At 63.4% G+C, this 16,943-nt stretch carries 14 protein-coding genes and 1 pseudogene; 8 read left to right on the top strand and 7 right to left on the bottom strand.

Annotation, left to right across the window (positions count from 1 at the left end; genetic code table 11):
- Window positions 1–3 precede the first annotated feature (3 nt).
- Window positions 4–1,316 (top strand): annotated as a pseudogene (gene hemN / locus WKH79_RS04045) (oxygen-independent coproporphyrinogen III oxidase).
- 3 nt (window positions 1,317–1,319) lie between these two features.
- On the opposite strand, the gene WKH79_RS04040 reads toward hemN, so the two are convergent.
- From WKH79_RS04040 to hppD, 5 genes are all read right to left on the bottom strand, one after another.
- Complete coding sequence (locus tag WKH79_RS04040) at window positions 1,320–2,498, bottom strand: MFS transporter (RefSeq protein WP_341859687.1); 1,179 nt, start codon at window positions 2,496–2,498, stop codon at window positions 1,320–1,322.
- Window positions 2,495–3,409, bottom strand: coding sequence for a haloalkane dehalogenase (locus WKH79_RS04035; protein ID WP_341859686.1), 915 nt, complete (start codon window positions 3,407–3,409; stop codon window positions 2,495–2,497). Before WKH79_RS04035 ends, WKH79_RS04040 begins: the two co-directional genes overlap by 4 nt.
- A 47-nt stretch (window positions 3,410–3,456) precedes the next feature.
- Complete coding sequence (locus WKH79_RS04030; RefSeq protein ID WP_341859685.1) at window positions 3,457–4,335, bottom strand: mechanosensitive ion channel family protein; 879 nt, start codon at window positions 4,333–4,335, stop codon at window positions 3,457–3,459.
- 63 nt (window positions 4,336–4,398) lie between these two features.
- Window positions 4,399–4,971 carry a VOC family protein gene (locus WKH79_RS04025; protein WP_341859684.1) on the bottom strand — a complete coding sequence of 191 codons (573 nt, stop codon included), beginning with the start codon at window positions 4,969–4,971 and terminating at the stop codon, window positions 4,399–4,401.
- Window positions 4,968–6,089, bottom strand: coding sequence for a 4-hydroxyphenylpyruvate dioxygenase (hppD, locus tag WKH79_RS04020; RefSeq protein ID WP_050601282.1), 1,122 nt, complete (start codon window positions 6,087–6,089; stop codon window positions 4,968–4,970). The genes WKH79_RS04025 and hppD overlap by 4 nt, the downstream gene beginning before the upstream one ends.
- 172 nt (window positions 6,090–6,261) lie before the next feature.
- Between hppD and WKH79_RS04015 the strand changes: the two genes are divergently transcribed.
- The 5 genes from WKH79_RS04015 (at window position 6,262) to WKH79_RS03995 (ending at window position 10,341) form a co-directional block, all read left to right on the top strand.
- A complete protein-coding gene (locus tag WKH79_RS04015) occupies window positions 6,262–6,576 on the top strand; it encodes a septum formation initiator family protein (RefSeq protein WP_063506919.1) in 315 nt (104 codons plus the stop codon).
- Window positions 6,577–6,696: 120 nt separating this feature from the next.
- Window positions 6,697–7,782 carry a pyruvate dehydrogenase (acetyl-transferring) E1 component subunit alpha gene (gene pdhA / locus WKH79_RS04010; protein WP_341860089.1) on the top strand — a complete coding sequence of 362 codons (1,086 nt, stop codon included), beginning with the start codon at window positions 6,697–6,699 and terminating at the stop codon, window positions 7,780–7,782.
- Window positions 7,783–7,785: 3 nt separating this feature from the next.
- Window positions 7,786–9,171, top strand: a complete 1,386-nt coding sequence (locus tag WKH79_RS04005) for a pyruvate dehydrogenase complex E1 component subunit beta (protein WP_341859683.1) — start codon at window positions 7,786–7,788, stop codon at window positions 9,169–9,171.
- 1 nt (window position 9,172) lies between these two features.
- Window positions 9,173–9,850: a hypothetical protein gene (locus WKH79_RS04000; RefSeq protein WP_341859682.1), complete on the top strand. Its 678-nt coding sequence runs from the start codon at window positions 9,173–9,175 to the stop codon at window positions 9,848–9,850.
- 32 nt (window positions 9,851–9,882) lie between these two features.
- Window positions 9,883–10,341 carry an EF-hand domain-containing protein gene (locus WKH79_RS03995; RefSeq protein ID WP_341859681.1) on the top strand — a complete coding sequence of 153 codons (459 nt, stop codon included), beginning with the start codon at window positions 9,883–9,885 and terminating at the stop codon, window positions 10,339–10,341.
- Here WKH79_RS03995 and trmFO read toward each other — a convergent pair.
- Window positions 10,338–11,705: a methylenetetrahydrofolate--tRNA-(uracil(54)-C(5))-methyltransferase (FADH(2)-oxidizing) TrmFO gene (trmFO, locus tag WKH79_RS03990; RefSeq protein ID WP_341859680.1), complete on the bottom strand. Its 1,368-nt coding sequence runs from the start codon at window positions 11,703–11,705 to the stop codon at window positions 10,338–10,340. The two genes, WKH79_RS03995 and trmFO, sit on opposite strands and share 4 nt — an antisense overlap.
- 53 nt (window positions 11,706–11,758) lie before the next feature.
- On the opposite strand from trmFO, the gene WKH79_RS03985 reads away from it, so the two are divergent.
- The gene (locus WKH79_RS03985) at window positions 11,759–12,427 is read left to right on the top strand and encodes a lysoplasmalogenase (RefSeq protein WP_341859679.1); all 669 of its coding nucleotides are present in this window, start codon (window positions 11,759–11,761) and stop codon (window positions 12,425–12,427) included.
- 55 nt (window positions 12,428–12,482) lie between these two features.
- On the opposite strand, the gene gyrA is transcribed toward WKH79_RS03985, so the two are convergent.
- A complete protein-coding gene (gene gyrA / locus WKH79_RS03980) occupies window positions 12,483–15,320 on the bottom strand; it encodes a DNA gyrase subunit A (protein WP_341859678.1) in 2,838 nt (945 codons plus the stop codon).
- Between the two features lie 302 nt (window positions 15,321–15,622).
- On the opposite strand from gyrA, the gene WKH79_RS03975 reads away from it, so the two are divergent.
- Window positions 15,623–16,900, top strand: a complete 1,278-nt coding sequence (locus WKH79_RS03975) for a hypothetical protein (protein WP_341859677.1) — start codon at window positions 15,623–15,625, stop codon at window positions 16,898–16,900.
- Window positions 16,901–16,943 lie beyond the last annotated feature (43 nt).

Here is a 16,943-nt window from a genome sequence, read left to right as displayed (position 1 = left end):
CGCATGTGGACATACTACCCCGATCTGCTCGCCAGGCCCGTGCCGCGTTACACGAGCTATCCCACCGCCGCCGAATTCGGCGACATCGACACCGGCCTCTATCGGCAAGCTCTGGGCGGGGCCGGAGGCGATATCTCGCTCTACGTCCACATCCCGTTTTGCGAGAGGATATGCTTCTATTGTGGATGCAACACGGCTGCATCGGGCCGGCGTCAGCGGCTCGAGACCTATCTGACCGCCCTCCACCGCGAGATCGAGCTGGTCGCTGAGCTGCTGCCGGACTCTGCCCGGATCGCGCGGGTCGCCTTCGGTGGGGGCAGCCCGAATGCCATCGAGCCTGACGATTTCCAGCGATTGGTCGACCGCCTGCTTGCAAACCTTCATGTATCCAATCCGACTTTCTCGATCGAGCTCGACCCGCGGACCATGACGCGGGAATGGGCCGATGTGATCGGGCAGGTCGGTATCGAACGCGCCAGCCTCGGCGTACAGACCTTCTCGGCCCAGTGTCAGGAGGCGATTGGCCGCGTGCAATCGGAGGATTGCATCGTCCAGACCGTCGACTGGCTGCGAGGGGCAGGGGTGACGTCGCTCAATTTCGATCTGATGTACGGTCTGCCGGGCCAGACGATGCATGACCTGGAAGACAGTTTGCAGCGCACCCGTGTGCTCGGCGCCGACCGGGTCGCGCTGTTCGGCTATGCTCATGTGCCGCACATGGTACCGCGGCAGCGGGTGATCGATGGCAGCAACCTGCCAGACCAGCGCGAACGCTTTGCCATGGCCCAGATGGGATACGCCTATTTCGCCACGCATGGCTACACGCCGATCGGCTTCGACCATTTCGCCAAGCCGGGGGAGACCCGCTCGCCCGTGCGGCGCTGGACGGGACGTTGCGGCGCAACTTCCAGGGGTTCACCGACGATCCCAGCGACATCCTGATCGGGCTGGGCGCGTCGGCAATCAGCAGCTTCCCGCAATTGCTCGCGCAAAACGAGAAGAACAGTGGCCGCTATCGCATGCTCAGCTCGCAGGGACACCTGCCGGCCGGTCGCGGCATCGTCCGCAATCCCGACGACCGTTACCGCGCAGCGGTGATCGAACGGCTGCTGTGCCAGGGCCGCGCGCAGTTAGGGGCGTGCCTCATGCGGGAAGCGAACGAGACGCTCCGCCCGTTTCTAGAACGAGGGTTGGCGTCGATCGACGGGCAACGGCTTACCATCTGTCCGGAAGGGCTCCCCTATGCGCGAACGATCGCCGCCGCGTTCGATGCGTATCGGCAGCCGAGCGCTCGGCAGTTCAGCTCCGCGGTCTGAGCGTCAGCGGCCATACCGCCGCGCTGCGAAGGACAGCGCAGTCAGAGCGAGCGAACATCCCGCCAGCAGCGCGCAGGTCCCGGCCCAGCCGTGGATGTCATAGGCCAGCGTCCCGGCATAGCTGCCGATTCCGCCGCCGATGAACATGATCACGACATAGATCGTGGTCAGCCGGGTGCGGATCGCGGGATCGAGCGAGAGGAAGGTCATCCGGCCGGTGACGTCGATTCCCGGCCCGACGAGATTGGCGATGAACAGCGGCACCAGCAACCCCCACAGCGTCCCGCCCAGCGGCCACAGCAGCAGGATCCCGACGAGCTGTATCGAGGCGAACACCATTCGCGCAGTGCGCGGGCCGATCGCATCGGACCAGCGGCCTAGCCATGGCGTGGAGGCGATGCTTACCGCCGCCAAGCCTGCAAGGTAGCCGACCGTGTCGGTGCCATACCCCATCTGCGGTGAGGTGAGATAAAGCGCCAACCCGAGCCAGAGCGCGATGAATTGTGCGAAGTTCAAGCCCTGAATGGCGCCGGCAATGAGGATTTCGCGGTGGCGCGATAGCAGCGGAAACACCGAGAGGATGAGCCCGGTATAGGACTGCCTTCCGCTGGCCGGCCGCTCGCCGCCTTCCATCAGTCGAGGCAGGGCGAGGGTGACTGCAAGCATCAACCCGGTCGCGGCCCAATAGACCGCGCGCCAGCCAAAATGCTCGGCGACGACGCCCGCGCCCACCCGGGCGACGAGAATGCCCAGGATGACGCCCGCAGTCAGCTTGGCGGTGACCTGTCCCAACCGTTCGGGAGCCACGCGTTTGGAAGCATATGCGGGCAGCAAGTATGGGGCGATCGTGAAGAACCCCAGCAGCGTCGATCCGAGCACGAAAAGCGTAAAGCCCTGTGCGAACGTCATGAACGTCAGCGATACCGTCTGTCCGGTGGCAAAGGCGATGGTAAGGCGGCGGTTGGAAAACCTGTCGCCCAGCGGCAAAAGCAGGAAGATGCCGACAGCCAGAGCGAGTTGGTTGAGCGCCGGGACCAGTCCGATCCGTGCGTGGCTGACCCCGAAGTGGTCGGCAACCAGCGCGATGATCGGATGGATGTAATAGGCGTTCGCCGTCACCACCGCCGCGGCGATCGCGAGCGAGGTTTCCTGCGCGGCCGTCAGTCGTGCCGTATGGTTCAACCGAGGTGACCCGCCTTGCGCGCCATCGCGATGACGCCTTGCGCGAGAACACCGGGCTGGTCTTCCTGGCAGAAGTGCCCGCAGGTGCCCAGCGTCCGGTGCGGTTGCCCCGCAGCGCCCGCAATTCGTTCGATCAAATGCTTCTCAGCGCCGCGTGTGATGGGATCGTCTTCGCCGAAAAGGGTCAGGAACGGCTTGTCGTAAGCGGCGAGCACGGGCCAGGCTCGCTTGTTTTCCTCGACCCCCGGCATCCCGTCAGCCGCAGGGACCAGCGCCGGGAAGGCGCGGGCGCCCGCTTTCGAAGGCTCATCGGGGAAGGGCGCGTCATAGGCAGCGATCTCCGCCTCGCTTCGCGGCGTCGCGGTGGCGCGGTCGAGCAGCGCGCCGATCCTGAAATCGGGCGAACTTCGTGCAAACTCGCGCCAGGCCAGGAAAGCTTCGCTTGGCGTGCCGCCTGCGGGCAGAAAGGTGTTGCTGGCGACGACGCAGGAAAACAGATCGGGATCGTCGGCAACCATCCGCAGCCCCAGCAGTCCCCCCCAATCCTGACAGAACAGCGCGGTCGGGCGCGGTTCGACTGCAGCGCGCCACTGCTTGAGCCAGTCGACATGGCGGGCATAGGTGTAGAACGCAATGTCGTCGGGCTTGTCGCTTTTTCCGAAGCCGATCAGATCGGGCGCGAGCACGCGGAAGCCAGCCTCCACCAGCGGCGGGATCATCTTGCGATAGAGGAACGACCAGCTCGGCTCGCCATGGAGGAGCAGGACGGGCGGGGCATCGCGCGGCCCCTCGTCGACGTAATGCTGGCGAGCCTTAAGGCCATCGCCGAGGTCGACCTCGAACCAGTGCTCGGCAAACGGATAGTCAGGAATGCCGGCAAAGCGTTCGGCGGGCGTGCGCAGGATCTGCAACGGTTTCTCCTCCCGGGCGACCGAAGATCCGGTCCTGATTCGAAACCTTAAGGCGTCGGATGACTGGTGTCACCCAAGTGGCTGACCGGAACCGTTTCCTTGAAGGTATGCGTCACATAGGGGAAGGGGATTTCGATCTCTGCATCGTCCAGCGCCGCCTTGATTGCGCGGATAACCTTGTCCTTGCTTTCCCAACCGTCGCGCGGGGAAGATCCCGCCCACCAGCGCACCAGGAAATCGACCGAGCTGGAATTGAATTCCTGCGCGAAGATGTCGATCCCCTTGCTGGCGAGGACATGGTCGACCCCTTCGACCGCGCGCCGGATCACGCTCGCAGCATGGTCGAGCTGCGTGTCGTAGGAAACGCCGACCACGACCTCGTGGCGGCGCTGGCTTTCGTCGGTAACGATTTCGACCGGGTTCTTGAACAGGATCGAATTGGGCACGACTGTAAGTTCGCCCGAGAGCTTGCGAATATGCGTTTCGCGCAGGGTAATATGTTCGACCTTGCCCGAAATGCCCTCGCACTCGATGACATCGCCGATGCGCATCTTCTCGCGGACCATGATGAGCACGCCGGCGAGGAAGTTCTCGAACACGTCCTGAAAGGCGAAGCCGATGGCGACTGCGCCGATCCCGAGCCCGGCGAGCAGGCTGGCGGCGGTCAGGCCCGGCAGGACGACGACAGCCGCAATGAAGATCCCCGCGACCCAGATGCCCAGCTTGACCAACGTGTCGATCAGCGTCTTGAGACTAGCCCGCAGGTCGGTCCGGCCGACCAGCATGTCCGAAATACGCGCAGCAAAGCGCGCGAGGATCCAGGTAATGAAAAGGATGAAGATCGCAATCGCGATGCTGGGAAGGCTCGCCACTAAACCTTCGCCCATGTCCTGCAGCTGTTCGCGCAGCGTATCGATGTAATTCACGAGTGCGAAACTCCCTTTGCGCTGCAACGCAACGCAAAGGGTGAGGTTCCTAGGTGGTGTGGATCAGCTGACCCGGTGTTCCTTCCGGGCAAGTTCGTGCAGCCAGTCCGCATGGCGGGGCGCGGTCTTGGTCTCGCTCCATTCGTCGAGCATCATCGGCGCCACGCGCTTGAGTTCGGCATATTGTTCATCGGTCCCGATATCGGCGGCCAGTTCGACGCGGTGACCGTTGGGATCGAAGAAATAGATCGACTTGAAGATGCCGTGATGCGTCGGGCCGAGCACGTCGATGCCGAGGCTTTCGACGTGGTCCTTGGCGGCCAGAAGCTCGTCCTCACTTGCCACCTTAAAGGCAAGGTGCTGGACCCAGGCGGGCGTGTTCTCATCGCGCCCCATGTCCTTCTGGTTGGGCAGTTCGAAGAACGCCAGGATATTGCCGTTACCGGCATCCAGGAAAACATGCATGTAGGGGTCGTACTCACCGGTCGAAGGAACGTGGTCCTCGGCGAAGGCGGTGGTGTATTCCATGCCCAGCACCTTGCCGTACCATTCGACGGTCTCCTTGGCGTCCTTGCAGCGATAGGCTGCATGGTGGACGCCGCCCAGTTTCACCGGATGTTCGGTCACATCGCTCATTCTGCCGGCTCCTTCGCAGCGGCTTCGGCTTCCCCGACGGTCAGCGCGCCGCGCTTGATCTGGTCGCGTTCCATGCTTTCGAACAGTGCCTTGAAGTTGCCTTCGCCAAATCCGTCGTCGCCCTTGCGCTGGATGAATTCGAAGAACACCGGCCCGACCTGCGCTTCGGCGAAGATCTGCAGCAGCAGGCGCGGCTGACCGCCTTCGGTCGTGCCGTCGAGCAGGATGCCGCGCATCTGGAGTTCGTTCTCGTCTTCGCCGTGGCCCGGCAGACGCTCGGAAAGCATCTCGTAATAGGTGGCGGGCGGGGCGGTCATGAAGGGCACGCCAAGCTGTTTGAGATTGTCCCAGCACTGCAGAAGATCGTCACAGATCAGTGCGATGTGCTGGATGCCTTCGCCATTGAATTCGCGCAGGAATTCCTCGATCTGGCCCTTGCCGCCTTCGCCTTCCTCGTTGAGCGGGATGCGGATCTTGCCGTCGGGCGCGGTCAGCGCTTTCGAGGTCAGTCCGGTGTATTCGCCCTTGATGTCGAAGAAGCGGATTTCGCGGAAATTGAAGAGCGTTTCGTAATAGTCCGCCCAATATTTCATGCGGCCGTTGTAGACGTTGTGCGTGAGGTGATCGATCACGTTGAACCCGGCGCCGACGGGAAACTTCTCCACGCCGTCGAGATACTCGAAATCGATATCGTAGATTGACAGGCCGTTGCCGTGGTCATCGGCATAGCGATCGACCAGGTAAACGATCGCGCCGCCTATGCCGCGGATCGCCGGGATCCGCAGTTCCATCGGGCCGGTTTCGACCGCGACAGGCTCGGCCCCGCGTTGGAGCAGTTCGTCATAGGCCTTCTTCGCATCGCGGACGCGGAAGCCCATGCCGCAGGCGGAGGGGCCGTGCTCGCGGGCGAAGAACCATGCCGCGCTGCGCGGTTCGTAGTTCAGGATCAGGTTGATCTGCCCCTGCCGCCAGAGATCGACATCCTTCGAGCGGTGCGATGCGACGTGGGTAAACCCCATGGCCTTGAAAACCGGTTCGATGACGCCTTTTTCGGGGGCGCAGAATTCGACGAATTCGAAGCCGTCGAGGCCGATGGGGTTTTCAAACAGGTCGGGCATTGAGATCCTCTGGTACGGTGTTTGGTTGCAATGGAAACTAAATACCTGTCCCGGGTGGTTGTTGTCAAGCCGGGCAGGGGCTGGCGCCACGCGCTGTTCCGCCGGTGCGACGAACGGTCCCACGCGCAAGAATGCGCTTGCGCGAGCCGGTTAACTGTGATTCTGTCGAATGATGCGGCGCACTCGCTCTCGATCCCCGATTCAGCAGGCGAAGATCACCCAGCACACTGCGCTGGCGGCTTTGCTGGTGATGGGCGGTTTTGCCATTGCCGGGCCTTCGGGCCTGCTCGCGTGGAGCGAAAACCTGCGCGTGCTCGATCAGCGTGAGGCCCAGCTCGCTTCTTTGGAAGCGGAGCGCGAGGCGTTGAAGAACCGCGTCGCACTGCTGCATCCGGACCATGCCGATCCCGACATGGTCGGCGAATTGCTGCGCAGCCAGCTCAACGTCGTCCATCCCAACGAAGTGGTTATCAAGCTCGAGGACTGACTGCTTACGGAAACCACCGCGTTCCGTAAGGGTTTTCGTATGCATGCACGCTCTGCCGTTGCGCGGTACGCGTGGCTGTGCCTATAGGCGCAGCCGATATTCCTCCCCGGAAGAACAAGGATCCGAAGTCTTGGCCAAAGCCCCCGGAGCAAGAAAACCGCCCCCAAGTCACCAGCAGAGGACAGCGAGTTCGCGCTCCACTCGCTGCAGGACGCGTTCGAACAGGACTCGCGGTTCAAGGCCAGCAAGGAACAGCTGCTCTACTTCTACAAGCAGATGCTGCTCATTCGCCGGTTCGAGGAACGTGCCGGCCAGCTCTACGGGCTCGGCCTGATCGGCGGCTTCTGCCACCTGTACATCGGCCAGGAAGCGGTCGCGATCGGCCTCCAGTCCGCGCTCGACGGCGACAAGGACAGCGTGATCACCGGCTATCGCGATCACGGTCACATGCTTGCCTACGGCATCGATCCAAAGGTCATCATGGCCGAACTCACCGGGCGCGAGGCGGGCATTTCGAAGGGCAAGGGCGGGTCGATGCACATGTTCTCGACCGAGCACAAATTTTACGGCGGGCACGGCATCGTCGGCGCACAGGTCTCGCTGGGCGGCGGCCTCGCGCTAGCGCATCAATATAACGACGATGGCGGCTTCTGCCTCGCCTATTTCGGCGATGGCGCGGCCAACCAGGGCCAGGTCTATGAGACGATGAACATGGCGGCGCTGTGGAAGCTGCCGATCGTCTTCGTCGTCGAGAACAACCAGTACGCCATGGGCACCGCGGTCGGTCGCAGTTCGGCGGAAACCGAATTCCATCGCCGCGGCACCGCTTTCCGCATTCCCGGCATGGATGTGAACGGGATGGACGTGCTCGAAGTGCGGCAGGCCGCCGAAATCGCGTTCAAGCACGTGCGCGAGGGCAAGGGCCCCGTGCTGATGGAATGCAACACCTATCGCTATCGCGGGCATTCGATGTCCGATCCCGCCAAGTACCGAACGCGCGAGGAAGTGCAGGATATCCGCGAACACAAGGATCCGATCGAGGCAATCAAGAAAGTGCTGCTTGAGAACGGTTCGACCGAGGACGAGCTCAAGGCCATCGATAAGGATATCCGCAAGACGGTGACCGAGGCGGCAGATTTCGCCGAGAGTTCGCCCGAACCGGAACCCGGCGAACTGTACACCGATGTTCTCGTGGGGGAGTACTGAGCGATGGCTATCGAACTGAAAATGCCCGCGCTGTCCCCGACGATGGAAGAAGGCACGCTGGCCAAATGGCTCAAGTCGGAAGGTGACGCGATCGTCGCCGGCGACATCATCGCCGAGATCGAAACCGACAAGGCCACGATGGAGTTCGAGGCCGTCGACGAAGGCACTCTGGGGAAAATCCTGGTCGATGAAGGCACCGAAAGCGTGAAGGTCGGCACAGTCATCGCCATGCTCGCCGGCGAAGGCGAAGATGCATCAGAGATCGAGGCTCCCATCCAGGACGCAGCGGTCGAGGACACGCCGGGCGAAGGCAAGGATGTCGGCCGCGATCCGAGCGAAGCGGAGATTACCAAGCCTGCGCGCAAGACCGATGCTAAGGACCCCGAGGTTCCCGAAGGAACGGCATTTACCGCCACCACCGTGCGCGAAGCGCTGCGCGACGGCATGGCCGAGGAAATGCGTGCCGACGAACGCGTGTTCGTGATGGGCGAGGAAGTTGCGCAGTACCAGGGTGCCTACAAGGTCACACAGGGCCTGCTCGACGAATTCGGCCCCAAGCGCGTCATCGACACGCCGATCACCGAATACGGGTTCGCCGGCATTGGCACCGGGGCAGCGATGGGCGGCCTGCGCCCGATCGTCGAATTCATGACGTTCAATTTCGCCATGCAGGCGATCGACCACATCATCAACTCGGCGGCGAAGACCAATTACATGTCGGGCGGCCAGATGCGCTGCCCGGTGGTCTTCCGTGGCCCGAACGGCGCGGCCAGCCGCGTCGGCGCGCAGCACAGCCAGAATTACGGTCCGTGGTACGCCAGCGTGCCGGGCCTCGTGGTGATCGCTCCCTACGATGCTGCCGATGCCAAGGGGCTGATGAAAGCCGCCATCCGCTGCGAAGACCCCGTCGTCTTTCTCGAGAACGAACTCGTTTATGGCCGCAGCTTCGACGTCCCCGATCTCGATGACTACGTCCTGCCGATTGGCAAGGCGCGGATCATGCGCGAGGGAACGGATGTCACGATCGTCGCCTATTCGATCGCGGTCGGTCTCGCGTTGGAGGCAGCGGACGAGCTGGCGGATGAAGGCATCGATGCCGAGGTGATCGATCTGCGCACGCTGCGCCCGCTGGACCGGGAAGCGATCCTCACCTCGCTGGCGAAGACCAATCGTCTGGTCATCGCGGAAGAGGGGTGGCCGACATGCTCGATCGCATCCGAGGTCATGGCAATCTGCATGGAAGACGGTTTCGACCATCTCGACGCGCCGGTAACGCGCGTGTGCGACGAGGACGTGCCGCTGCCCTATGCCGCCAATCTCGAGAAGCTGGCCCTGATCGACACCCCGCGTATCGTCGCTGCCGCCAAGAAGGTCTGCTATCGCGACTGATATGGAGCAGGACCAGGCAGCCGTGGGCGACCTGCTCGACGAATGTCCGGAAGTGTCGCGCATCGCACTGGCGAGTGCCGGGTCTCGGCGAGACATCTGGCTGGCCGCCTTTGCGCTCGACGGGCGCATCGGACGGACGGTGCTCGGCGCGAGCGAGCCGATGCTCGGCCAGATGCGGTTGGCATGGTGGCGCGATCAGCTGGGGGCGGCAGCGTCCGCTCGCCCGCATGGCGATCTGCTGCTCGACCTCATCGGTAGGACATGGACGGACAATGAGGCACCGCTGCTCGCGCTGGTCGACGGGTGGGAAGCATTGCTTGGCGAACGTCCGTTTGGCGCTGCCGACATGCAGCGCTTCATCGACGGGAGAGCGGGGGTGGCCCGCGGGCTGGCTGCCCGTCTCGGGGCAGCCAACGCAGAGGTACGGGCGGAAGCGGCAGGACGGATCTGGGCCCGGGCGGACTTGGCCGCTTATGCCTCCGAGGACGGCGAACGCGATCGCGCGCTCGATCAGGAGCGGGGCGCCGCCCGGGCCGAAGGGCAGCTTCCCGCGGCGCTGCGCCCGCTGGGCGTGATCGAAGGCCTCGCTCGGCGCTCGCTTCGCGCAGGGGGCGGGCCGATGCTGGGCGATCGTCTGAGTCCGCTGGTGGCCTTGCGACTGGGCCTGTTTGGACGCTAGGCTCGCTCTTAACGGCAGGAGGAGCGGGGGCAATGAACCGGATCGTGCTCGGAGCGATAATTGCACTCGCCCTCGCGGGGCTGGGTGCCTTCTGGTGGCAGGGCCGCGCGCAAATCGAACGTGGCGCCCCGCCGCCGGTTCCGGCCGAGCCTGTCGTCGCCGAACCCGAGGTCCCAGCGAGCGACCCGGGCGACATGGTCGGCCCCGCGCCGCCCCAGGCGAGCGAATTGACCAAGGAACAGCGCCGCTTTTTCCGCTACGACCGCAATCGCGACTGGCGGATCACCCGCACGGAAATGCTTTCGAGCCGCACCGACGCGTTCCGCAAGCTTGATGTGGATGGTAACAACCTGCTCGATTTCGAGGAATGGGCGGTAGCCACGGTCACCAAATTCGAAGGTGCCGATGCCGATAGCGACAACCAGCTGACCCCGGGCGAATTTGCCACCACTGCGCCGAAACCACGGCGGAAAACCCGTTGCGCCTGCTAGGCGGGCACGGCTTCCATCGCCCCGAGCCACTGCCCGAAATCTTCCTTGGCCCGGTTGGTGTAGGCTTCCTTGCGCACTTTTTTGCCGACGTCGTGAAGTGGCGGGAAGAGCCCGAAATTGACGTTCATCGGCTGGAAGGTCGCGGCTTCCGCATCGCCGGTGATATGCGATAGCAGCGCGCCGAATGCCGAGGTCCGCGGCGGCGCCGACCATTCGTGGCCGGCCAGTTCCGCAGCGGCCATGAGTCCTGCCATCAGGCCGACCGCCGAACTCTCGACATAGCCTTCGCAGCCGGTGATCTGGCCAGCGAAGCGGATGTGCGCGCCGCCCCTCAATCGCAGCTGGCGATCGAGCACTAGCGGCGAATTGATGAAGGTGTTGCGGTGCAGCCCGCCCAGCCGCGCGAATTCGGCATTCTCTAGGCCCGGAATCGTGCGGAAAAGCTCGATTTGCGCGCCATATTTGAGCTTGGTCTGGAAGCCGACCATGTTCCACAGCGTGCCCAGCTTGTTGTCTTGCCGCAGCTGCACCACCGCATAGGGCCAGCGCCCCTGCGGGTGTTCCTCGCTGGTGTCGTAGGGATTGTCGAGCCCGACGCCCTTCATCGGGCCATAGCGCAGCGTCTCGACACCGCGCGCGGCCATCACCTCGATCGGCATGCAGCCATCGAAATAGGGCGTGTCGGCTTCCCATTCCTTGAATTCGGTCTTGTCGCCGTCGATCAGGCCTCGGTGGAAGGCGAGATACTGCTCCTTGGTCATCGGACAGTTGATGTAATCGCCGTCCTCATTGCTCGCCGCCGTGCGCTTGTTCCAGCGCGACTGGATCCAGCACTTGCTCATGTCGATGCTATCGCGGTGCACGATCGGCGCGATGGCATCGAAGAAAGCGAGCCGGTCCTGCCCGGTGGCGCCGACAATGCTTTGCGCCAGGGTCTGCGCGGTCAGCGGTCCCGTGGCGACGATCGTCGGCCCTTCGGCGGGCAAAGCGTCGACCCGTTCGCGCACCACGGTGACATTGGGATGTTCTTCCAGCGTGCGCTGCACCTCGGCGGAAAAGACGTCGCGGTCGACCGCCATGGCCGAACCCGCGGGGACGCGCGCGACTTCGCCGGCCCGCATAACGATGCTGTCGAGCCGGCGCATTTCGTGATGCAGCAGTCCGACCGCGTTCTTGGTATCGTCGTCCGAACGGAAGCTGTTCGAACAGACCAGTTCGGCCAGGCCGTCGGTCTGGTGCGCTGGCGTCATCTCGCCGCTGCCGCGCATTTCGGACAGCCGCACCTTGAAGCCGCGCTGCGCCAGTTGCCAGGCCGCCTCGCTGCCTGCGAGGCCGCCACCGATTATGTGGATATCATGGGTCATCGCGCGCGCCCTAGTGCTTGCATGGCCCCTTCGACAAGGCCTAGCGTCGTGCGATGCCGCATCGCGCCCTTATCAAGCACCGGCCCTGGCTGCTGGCCAGCCTCGTCGCCGGCGTCTCCTATTTTTTCGTTGCCGACGATCCGATCGGCGGCGCATGGCTGATGCTGTGGAAAGGGGCCGGGGTCGGATTTTTGGCGCTCTACGCTGCCTTTCGCACCCGGGGTTTCGACGGTTTGCTGATTGCCGGCGCGCTCACGCTGGGCGCATTGGGCGATGTGACACTGGAGATCAGCTTCCTGATCGGCGGGGCGTTGTTCGCGCTGGGTCATGCAGTCGCGATCATCCTGTATTTGCGCAATCGCCGTGCAAGCACCAGCAGCAGCCAAGTACTTGCGGGTGGCAGCTTAATTCTGCTGACACCCCTTATCGCGGGTTTGATTGCCTATCCGCTGTCGAACTGGATCGTCGCTACGGCCTATTCCGCAGTGGTTGGGGGCATGGCAGCTGCCGCCTGGACGAGCCGCTTTCCGCGGTACCGGGTGGGCCTGGGGGCGGTAATGTTCGTGGTGAGCGATCTGCTGATCTTCGCACGCGAAGCAGCGGCCTTGCCCGATTTCGTCACCGCATGGACGATCTGGCCCCTCTATTTCGGCGGGCAGTTTCTTATCGCGACCGGCGTGGTGCAGACGCTGCGCACGGATCGGCGGCGGGGCAAAACCTGATCCAGAGCCCGAGGGCCAAAGGGGCCGGACCAATGCAGGACCGGCCCTCTGATTGTCAGCCGCCCGGTTCGCCTTCGATATTCTTGTCCGAATGCGCGGTGGTGTAGGGCTCGGTCTTGTCGAGCCCGCCACGGTCGGCAATCTCGTCCGCTACCGCCTCTTCGGCCGGGTTTTCGGGTTCTTCATTCTCATCGATCCTCGCGGCACCGACGATCTGTTCACCCTTGGCGACGTTGAAGATGCGAACGCCCGACGAACCGCGCCCCGAGATCGAGAAGCCCTCGTGCGTCTCGAACCCGTTTTCGAGCATATGCCGGAATTGCAGCGGCAGCCGGATCAGCTTGGCGCGGTCCGTCACCAGCATCAGCTGCATGCCGTGCCGGACCGGGAAGCTGGCCACCACGTGCCCGTTGCGGTCGGGGTTGCTGGTGGGTTCGCCGATATTGGTCAGCCCCTGACCGCCGCGCCCCGTCGTGCGGTATTCGTAGGCGGAAGAGATCTTGCCGTAGCCATTGGCTGTCAGCGTCAGGATGAACTCTTCCTGCTCGGCCATTTCCTCGACCTTTGCCGCGTCGAGAGTGGGGGCATTCTCGTTGTTCTTCCAGTCGGCAGCGCGCAAATAGGCATCGCGAACTTCGGTGTCGCGTTCGCCGGTGACAAGCACCGCCATCGAGACGACCTTTTCGCCGTCCTTGAGCTTCATCCCGCGAACCCCGATGCCCGTCCGGCTCTTGGTTTCGCGCGCGTCAGTGGCGGAGAAGCGGATGGCCTTGCCGGCATCGGATGCGAGGAAGATTTCCTGGTCTTCGCGCAGCAGCCGCACGCCGATCAACCGGTCGCCACTGCCTTCGACGAAGCCCATGGCGTATTTGCCATTGCTGGGGACGTTGGTGAAGGCGTCCATCGAATTGCGCCGCACCATCCCCTGCTCGGTGGCGAAGACGATGTTGAGCGCGCTCCATTCGCTTTCGTCCTCGGGCAGGGGGAGCACGTTGGTCACGCGTTCATCGTCGCCCAGCGGAAGCAGATTGACCATCGGACGGCCCTTGGTCTGGGGACCGCCTTCGGGCAGCTTCCATACCTTGAGGCGATAGACGCGGCCGGTATTGGTGAAGAAAAGCACGGGGTTATGTGTCGAAGTGACGAACATTTCGACGACCGCGTCTTCGTCCTTGGTCGCCATGCCGCTGCGACCCTTACCGCCGCGCGCTTGCGCACGGAAGGCATCGAGCGGAGTGCGCTTGATGTACCCTCCATGGGTGACCGTGACGACCATTTCCTCGCGCTCGATCAGGTCTTCGTCCTCGATCCCGTCCCATGCGGGGGCGATTTCGCTGATACGAGGGGTGGCGTAGGTGTTGCGGATTTCTTCGAGCTCTTCGCGCAGCACGCCGTAGAGCTTTACGCGGTCGGCGAGGATTGAGAGGTATTCCTCGATCGCGATACTGAGTTCCTTGAGCTCGTCTCCGATCTCGTCGCGGCCCAGAGCGGTCAGACGGTGAAGCCGAAGGTCGAGGATCGCTTTGACCTGCCGTTCGGACAGGCGGTAGGTCCCGCCCGACTGTTCGTCGGTCGGCTCGATTGCTTCGACGAGCGCGATGTATTGCGCGATGTCGCCGATCGGCCATTCCTTGACGAGCAGCTTGGCTCTCGCCTCCGCCGGATTGGGCGAACTGCGGATCATCGCCACGACCTCGTCGAGGTTGGACACGGCGACGACCAGGCCAAGCAAGATATGCGCGCGTTCGCGGGCCTTGTTCAGTTCGAACTTCGTCCGCCGCGTGATGACCTCTTCGCGGAAGCTGATGAAGGCCTGGATGAAGTCGCGCAGCGTGAGGACTTCGGGCCGACCACCGCGGATCGCCAGCATGTTGGCAGGAAAGCTCGCCTGCGCGGGCGTGTAGCGCCAGATCTGGTTGAGGACGACTTCGGGCGAAGCATCGCGCTTGAGGTCGACCACCACGCGGACGCCTTCACGGCTCGATTCGTCGCGGATGTCCGCAACGCCTTCGATCCGTTTCTCCTTGGCGGCTTCGGCGATCTTTTCGACCAGTGCGTTCTTGCCGACCTGGTAGGGGATCGCGGTGAGCACGATCGCCTGTCGATTACCCTTGGTTTCGACCTCATGCCGCGCGCGCATCAGTACCGATCCGCGTCCGGTCGTGTAGGCCGAGCGTGCACCCGACTTGCCCAGGATGAGCGGGGCGGTCGGGAAATCGGGACCGGGGATGATCTCGAACAGCTCTTCCGAGGTTATCGCCGGGTTATCGATATAGGCAAAGCAGCCATCGATCACTTCGCCCAAATTGTGCGGCGGGATATTGGTCGCCATGCCGACGGCAATGCCGCCCGCGCCGTTGACCAGCAGGTTTGGGAAGCGCGCGGGCAATACGGTCGGCTCGCGCCGCGAACCGTCGTAATTGTCCGTGAAATCGACCGTGTTCTTGTCGAGATCGTCGAGCAGCGCGTTGGCGACCCTCGCGAGCCGCGCTTCGGTATATCGCATGCTGGCCGGCGGATCGGGGTCCATCGAACCAAAGTTGCCCTGACCATCGACCAAGGGCACGCGCAGCGACCAGTCCTGCGTCATGCGGGCGAGCGCGTCGTAAATCGCGGAATCGCCGTGCGGGTGATAGTTGCCCATCACGTCGCCGACGATCTTGGCGCTCTTGCGATAGGGGCGCCCGGCCACGAAGCCGCCTTCTTGGCTGGCGAACAGGATCCGGCGGTGAACCGGCTTCAGACCGTCGCGCACATCGGGCAGCGCGCGGCTGACGATCACGCTCATCGCGTAATCGAGATAGCTCGTCTTCATCTCATCGACGATGTCGATGCGGGCGTAACCGTCACCGCCGGGGGCGGGCGTTTCCAGAATGTCGGTGTCGTCTGACAAAACGTGTAATTCCGTACTGCGAAAAACTATTTTCCGATGGCCCGCGACCCTAGGGCAAAGGGGGGGAAGGCGCCACTCGGCAATGGGAACCAAAGCCAGCTTTCGCGCGCTTTTTCCACATATGGCTGCACAATTCCGCGATCATCACGATGAACTGCACCGCGCGGGTGCATTCAATCGCCGTTCAGCACGCTTCCGGTAGAAGAATTTGCAATGAGCGTGCACTCGCGGCATGTCCCGCGCAGTCATTTTTCCAGGTGTTCGACGCGCTCGATCCCCTTTCATCCTTGGGAGTTTACCACATGATTTTCACTCGTCTTGCCCGCAAGAACGGCGCGGCTTCCACCCTCGCGCTCGCCTTGGCGCTGGCCACGGGCGGCGCTGTTGGCCTGGCAGCCATCGAGGCACCCGCAGTCGCGCAGAAGAAGCCGAAGTATTCGAAGGCCTTCATCGCAGCATATTCGCCGCTCGAGACGGCGCTCGGCGCTGAGACCGTCGATCCTGCTGCAGTCAAGGCAGCCGTCCCCGCAGTCGTCGGTGCCATCGAAAACGCGTCGGATCGCCATGCTGCCGGCGGCGCGATCGTGAACGCGGGCCAGAAGCTCAATGACATGGGTCTGATCCTCCAGGGGCTCGAACTCATGCTTGAAAGCGGGCAGGTTGCTCCCGAGCAGCTGGGCATGGTCAATCTCCAGACCGGCCAGATCGCCTATAACCAGAAGCAGTACGGGAAAGCTCGCACCTATCTCCAGGCTGCGCTGGATGCCGGATACACCGAGAACAATCCCGAAGGCATCATTGCGGAAAGCTATTTCGCCGAAGAGCGTGATGCGGAAGGCCTTGCCTATCTTTCGGGCGTGATCGATGCACGCAAGAGCGCCGGTCAGCCAGTCGACGAAACCTGGCTCCAGCGTGGCCTGGCTGTCGCCTATCGCGCCTCTATGACCGAGGACGCGCAGAAGTTCGCTGGCTGGTACGTCGCCGACTATCCCAGCGAAACCAGCTGGCGCGACGCGATCGCCATCCTGCTGAATACCGGCGGATACGAAAAGCCGGAAACGCTCGACCTGCTGCGTCTTGGCCGCCGCGTCGGCACACTCAACGACGACCGCATCTATCTCGAATATGTCGAGGCGGCCGATTACCGCCGTCTGCCCGCCGAAGTGGTTTCGGTGATCGACGAGGGTGTCGAGAAGGGAATGCTGGCGGCTGACGATCCCTACGTCACCGATACACGCAGCGAGGCGGCCGGCCGTGTTGCAGCCGATCGCGCCGATATGGACACCCTCCTCGCCGACGCGCGCGCGGATGGTGCCGGTGTCCGCACGGTAATGGCTGCAGGCGACGCGCTGCTCAGCCTCGAACGTCCCGCGGAGGCCGAGGAGTTTTATCGCAAAGCCGCCGGGATGGCTGGCGCCGAGGCGCCGATGGCGCTGACCCGCCTGGGCATTGCGCAGTTCGACCAGGGCAAGTTCGCTGAAGCCGAAGCGGCCTTCAACGAAGTGGAAGGTCCGCGTGACGCGATCGCCAACCTCTGGGCAATCTACGCCGCGCAGCAGACTTCGGGCACTGCGATGTAAGGGCTGACAGCCTAAGAATTGCAGAAGGGCGCGGGCTACGGCT

It is taken from the genome of Qipengyuania sp. GPGPB31 (genome assembly GCF_038396345.1).
Classification (GTDB): domain Bacteria; phylum Pseudomonadota; class Alphaproteobacteria; order Sphingomonadales; family Sphingomonadaceae; genus Qipengyuania; species Qipengyuania citrea.
This window is presented reverse-complemented; position numbering and strand designations above follow the sequence as displayed.